The sequence below is a fragment of the Arcicella sp. GW458-12-2-14-TSB2 genome (assembly GCF_059423785.1).
Genome location: NZ_JBWKYN010000264.1, coordinates 1 through 5452, shown reverse-complemented (window position 1 = coordinate 5452; position 5452 = coordinate 1). Strand labels below are relative to the sequence as shown.

The 5452-nt window shown below is 36.3% G+C and carries 2 protein-coding genes; both read left to right on the top strand.

Annotated features, from left to right (window positions below):
- The first annotated feature begins 181 nt into the window (after positions 1–181).
- Entirely contained in the window at positions 182–3466 is a 3285-nt protein-coding gene (locus AC07XN_RS23190) for a SusC/RagA family TonB-linked outer membrane protein (RefSeq protein ID WP_494744779.1), read from the top strand.
- 75 nt (positions 3467–3541) lie between these two features.
- Positions 3542–5371 carry a RagB/SusD family nutrient uptake outer membrane protein gene (locus AC07XN_RS23185; RefSeq protein ID WP_494744778.1) on the top strand — a complete coding sequence of 610 codons (1830 nt, stop codon included), beginning with the start codon at positions 3542–3544 and terminating at the stop codon, positions 5369–5371.
- Positions 5372–5452: the final 81 nt, after the last annotated feature.

Genomic DNA, 5452 nt, shown 5'->3' with positions numbered 1-5452 from the left:
AAATTAGGCTTTCATTAGCCTAATTTTGATGCGTAATATTTTTATTCAGGTGGGCTATAATTTTGCCTTTTTTTGAATATAAATATTTTGTGAAAAAACCACATAAAATTTAGTTAGTCACTCGCTTTAGTAGCAATTAAGTGATTCTTATCATTTTAAAAATTAAGATCCCAACGTAATTATGGAATTATTTTTACAACCACAGCCGAATTTGGTAAAGAGGTCATTGATGGCTTACTCACCGATTTTGGCTTTACTTTTGTTCTCAGGAACATCCTTTGCAACAAAACATAAAGAGGTCGTTTCTTCGGCACAATCAATTTTAGTAATTTCTAAAGCAACTACTCCTGTAAAAGGAATTGTGAAGGATATTTCTGGAGTAGCAATTCCGGGAGTAAGTGTAAGAGTGAAAGGAAGTAAAACAGGAGCTGTAACTGATGCAACAGGTGCCTACCGTTTAGATTTACCTAAAGGGGATGAAACATTAGTATTTACTTCGGTTGGTCTTAAAACTCAAGAAGTAGAAGTTAAAGGTCGTTCAGAAATAAATTTAACCATGGAAGATGATGTTTCAGCATTAAATGAAGTGGTTGTAGTAGGTTATGCACAGCAAAAGAAAATAAACTTGACTGGAGCTGTTGCAGTAATTGATATGAAAGCTATTGAAGATTTACCAGTAGGAAGTTTATCAGCTGCTTTAGTAAGTCAACAACCAGGAGTAGGGGTATCTGGTGGAACGAGTCGTCCAGGTGATAATGCTTCAATTACTATCAGAAATCCGATATTATTGTCTAAAGACGGAGGCTCATTACGTCCATTATACGTTATTGACAATGTAATTCGTACAGAAGATGATTTTAACGTACTAGATGTATCAGAAGTAGAAAACATTTCTATTTTGAAAGATGCTGCCGCGGCTATCTATGGTGCTCGTGGGGCTTACGGTGTTGTTGTGGTAACTACTAAAAGAGGAAAGACTGGTACACCGAGATTTTCTTATAGCACTTCATATGGAACGTCGGATGCTAAATTGCCTACCATGATGAATGGTTATGAGCTTGCAACCTACACAAATGACTATAACTTTCTTGCGGGAAAAAAAGCTACAGATAATAACTCAGTAATTTATACACAAGATGAATTAGATTATTTCAAAACACATAGCCAAGATTGGTTGAGTGATGCATGGAAAGCTTCAACAGTTAGCCGTCACGTAATGAATGTTAGTGGGGGTACAGAAAAAGCAACCTATTTTGCTGGTATTACTTATAACAACCAAAATGGTAATTTTGATAAAATTGACTTTAATAGATGGACATTCAGAGCAAGTACAGACGTTAAAGTATCTTCAAATGTAAGAGTTGGTTTAGGCTTGTCAGGCGACTTATCAGAAAAGAAAAGATATTTATTAAAACAAGGTGGTTCTGATAATGAAAAGGATTACAAATCGTTAATTTATGCAGCACCTTTCAGACCAGCCTATGTAGATGGTCTTCCCTTAAATACTACGGGTGGTGGTTCAACGAGTGAAAACTTTCACTTCTTTGAAGCTCAGAAATCAAACAACTATTTGTTGGCAAAAAATAATGGGTTGAACATCAACGCTTATATCGAATATGATATTCCATTTATCAAAGGATTAAAAGCAAAAGCTACCTACAATAGAACATTTGATAATAACTTCGGGAAAGAATTTGGTACAAAATATACGCTTTACAACTTTAATATGTTGGGAACAAACAAACATATTTATGGTGGGGGGGTAAAAAGTACTACTTCAATTAGCAACAGTAACCGTATTTATTTCGCACCAAACTACTCAGATGTATATCAGTTGAACGGTTATTTAAACTACGACCGTACATTTGGTAAACACACTATTTCTGCAATAGCATTATTTGAACAATCAGAGACGTATTCAGATGGTATCACTTCATACTTGGATAACTTAGTAGATGGTGCACAAGATAACGCTGGATATGCTTTAGGAGGAACAGCCTCAGGTGCGGGTGTAGGAACAATTTCTGAATCTGAATCTGAATCTGGAAGATTATCATTTGCTGGTCGTGTTAATTACACATACGCAGGTAAGTATTTAGCTGAATTTGCAATTCGTAGAGATGCTTCTACCAACTTTGCTCCTGAGAATCGTTGGGGTACTTTCCCTTCACTTTCTGTAGGTTGGGTTATTTCAGAAGAACCATTCTTTAAAAATAATGTACGCTTTGTTGATTTCTTAAAATTGCGTTTATCAGGAGGTCTTACTGGTATGGACAATACCAGAGCATATAACTGGTTGAAAAGTTATAACCTCATCCAAACAGGTAATGGTCCTGTATTTGGTGGAAACCTTGACCGTGCTGGAATCTTCCGTTTAAAAAATGCTATTCCTAACCCAGATGTACAATGGGATAGTGATACTAAATTGAATGCTGGTATTGATGCTAATTTCTTGAACAATAGACTTTCGTTAGGACTAGATGCATTTTATGATCACCGTTACAATATGCTAGTTACGCTAGCCTCGTCTGTTCCTTTATCAGTTGGAGCGACTCTTCCTTCTGAAAACTTTGCTACCATTGATGGTTTCGGTACAGAAATTTCATTAGGATGGGCTAGTAAAATCAACAAAGACTGGTCATATAAGGTAAGAGGCTTCTTCTCGTGGAGTGATAACAAGCAAATTAAAGTGGATTATGACAAAGGGCTTACTGGTACATACCTAGACCCAACAGGAAAATCTACAGACATGGGCTTCCTTGGTCTTCGTAGTGCAGGAATGATAAGAACTCAAGCAGATTTAGATGCACTTTTAGCAAAATACCCTAACTATACCATCTATGGTACCAAACCAGCAGTGGGTATGTTGTATTATGAAGATATTCGTGGTGCGAAAAGTACAACAGCTAATCCAGACGGTTCATATTCTTACGCTGAACCAGATGGGAAAATTGACGATAATGACAGACAATACTTAACGAATAAAAAAGATAATCACTATGGTTTTGGGATGAATTTTACAACGAGTTATAAACGTCTCTCGTTCTCGTTAGCAATGGGGGGCTCATTTGGTGGGCAAGATATTCTTGAATCTGGTGCAAGAGGATGGGGAACTTCAGCACAGGTAACTGCAATTACTAATTTACCATCAATTTTAACAGACCACTGGACTCCAGAGAATCCAAATGCTAAATATCCTGCACCAAACTATAGAGGTCAAAATAACTTAGATTCAGATTTCTGGTTTGTTAGCTCATTCCAAATGTCAATCAGAACGTTGAATGTATCATACGAATTGCCAGCTAATTTACTTAGAAAGTTGAATGTTAACGGTGCAAGAGTATACTTAACATCAACAAACCCATTGAACCTATACAATCCTTATACTTATAAGCAGTATTCAGGTTCTTATGATGTATACCCTGTATTGCGTTCATTCTCAATAGGTTTAAATTTGAATCTATAATTAGTTACACATTTTTTCTTATACAATTGATATATATTTTATCAATTATATTGAAAACTTAATTATTACTGAAAAATGAAAAAGAAATATATTTTATATACAGCACTTTGTTCAATGCTTGCTCTAGCAAGTTGCGAGAGTGTGTTAGATAAAACAGATTTAGGAGCTGCCTCTCCAGATTTAATTGCAGGAGACTCAGTGTTAGCCAACATTGCATTAAACTATGTTTATAACCAAAATTTACCAGATTGGGGCGGACCAACAGCCGTAAGTGGTATTGGTGGGAGTGTATATTCAGAAGAATCATATAACCAAGGAAGTTCTGAAAACAAATATTTAGAAGGAACACTTACTCAAGCAGACGTTTCGGATTTTGGAACAGCCTTGAATGCAACCAACAATTATGGAAAAATTAGGACGATTAATTCTTTTATTTTCGATTTAGGAAATGACAAATTGATGGATAATGGTGCTAAAAACAGATTGTTGGCTCAAGCATATTTTTTCCGTGCTTGGCGGTATTTTGAGTTAGTTAAATTATACGGAGGTGTACCGTTAGTATTAACGCCTCAAGATGCTGTAGGGCAAGAAGCACGTGATGCGTCATTTGTACCAAGAAATACAACAACAGAATGTTATAATAGAATAGCAGCAGACTTAGATACAGCGATGAAGTATTTACCAACAGTTTGGCAATCGCCAAGTGCTAACTGGGGTAGAGTTACTAGAGGCGCAGCGGCAGCTTTAAAAGGTAGAGTATTATTATACGCTGCTAGCCCTCAGTTTAATCCAAATGATGTAGTATCTAAATGGCAAACAGCTTATGATATTAATAAGCAAGCTTATGATATATTAACGGCGAGTGGTTCAAAACTTTTTGCAGATTATGGTAAAATGTGGTTCACTGAGGTTGGAAATACTGAAGCTGTGTTTATTACTGGTTATAATACGTCGAATGGAGACCAACAAAAAAGAAATAGTGGATGGGAAGCAAGTACAAGACCAAAGTATTCTACTGGTTCAGGCGGTGGTTCGAATATTCCTTCGTGGGATTTAGTAAAGGCCTATCCTATGAAAGATGGTAAGAAGCCTGGTGCTTCAACGAAATATACGTATTCAGATCAACTTTTCTATAAAGACCGTGATCCTCGTTTTGAAAAAACAATCGCTTATAACGGTTCTACTTGGCCGATGACAAACGTAACCAATAATAGATTATGGACATACCAAGTAGCTGGAAAGAGTATCGAAAATGGAGGTACCAATGGTAGTAACACTGGTTTCTATTGTAGAAAAGCCCTTCAAACGTCAGATGTAGCAGGCTCTACATTAGATGCTTCAAGCACCATTTATTCAGGAACTGACTGGATGGAAATTCGTTTTGCAGAGGTGTTGTTGAATTTAGCAGAAGCTGCAACAGGTGTAGGTAGATTAGATGAGGCCTATACTCAATTAAAGGCTATTCGAGCAAGAGCGGGTATTGAAGCAGGTACTGATGGCTTATATGGTTTGAAAGCAAATATGACTCGTGCTGAAATGTTTACTGCCATTTTAGATGAAAGACAAATTGAGTTTGCATTTGAAGGAAAACGTTTTTGGGATTTGAGACGTTGGAAACTTATCGAAAAAACGTTGAACGGTACTAAAGGAACGAAAGTAGTGATTGCATTGAAAACGACAGGCGTACCATCAGATTTTGCTGCTACTCGCGATGGTTTAAAATTAGATGATATTTATACCAACTATTTTACCGTTACAATAACGCCAAATGCATTAATGACTAGAAATGCAATTGCTTGGAAACCAGAATACTATTATTTTGCTATTCCACAGGCTGCTATCAATAATAATCCATTGATTATTCAAAATAATACTTGGGGAGGAACGTTTGACCCTCTACAATAATTATGGTTAAATCTTGTTGATATTAAAATAAAGGCTTCATTCGAAGCCTTTATTTTTTGTTATATTTGTCCTGCTCTGTCT

Bases quoted from the DNA above. Each gene is read 5' to 3' on its own strand.
- AC07XN_RS23190 (WP_494744779.1), top strand. From the start codon at position 182: ATGGAATTATTTTTACAACCACAGCCGAATTTGGTAAAGAGGTCATTG.
- AC07XN_RS23185 (WP_494744778.1), top strand. From the start codon at position 3,542: ATGAAAAAGAAATATATTTTATATACAGCACTTTGTTCAATGCTTGCT.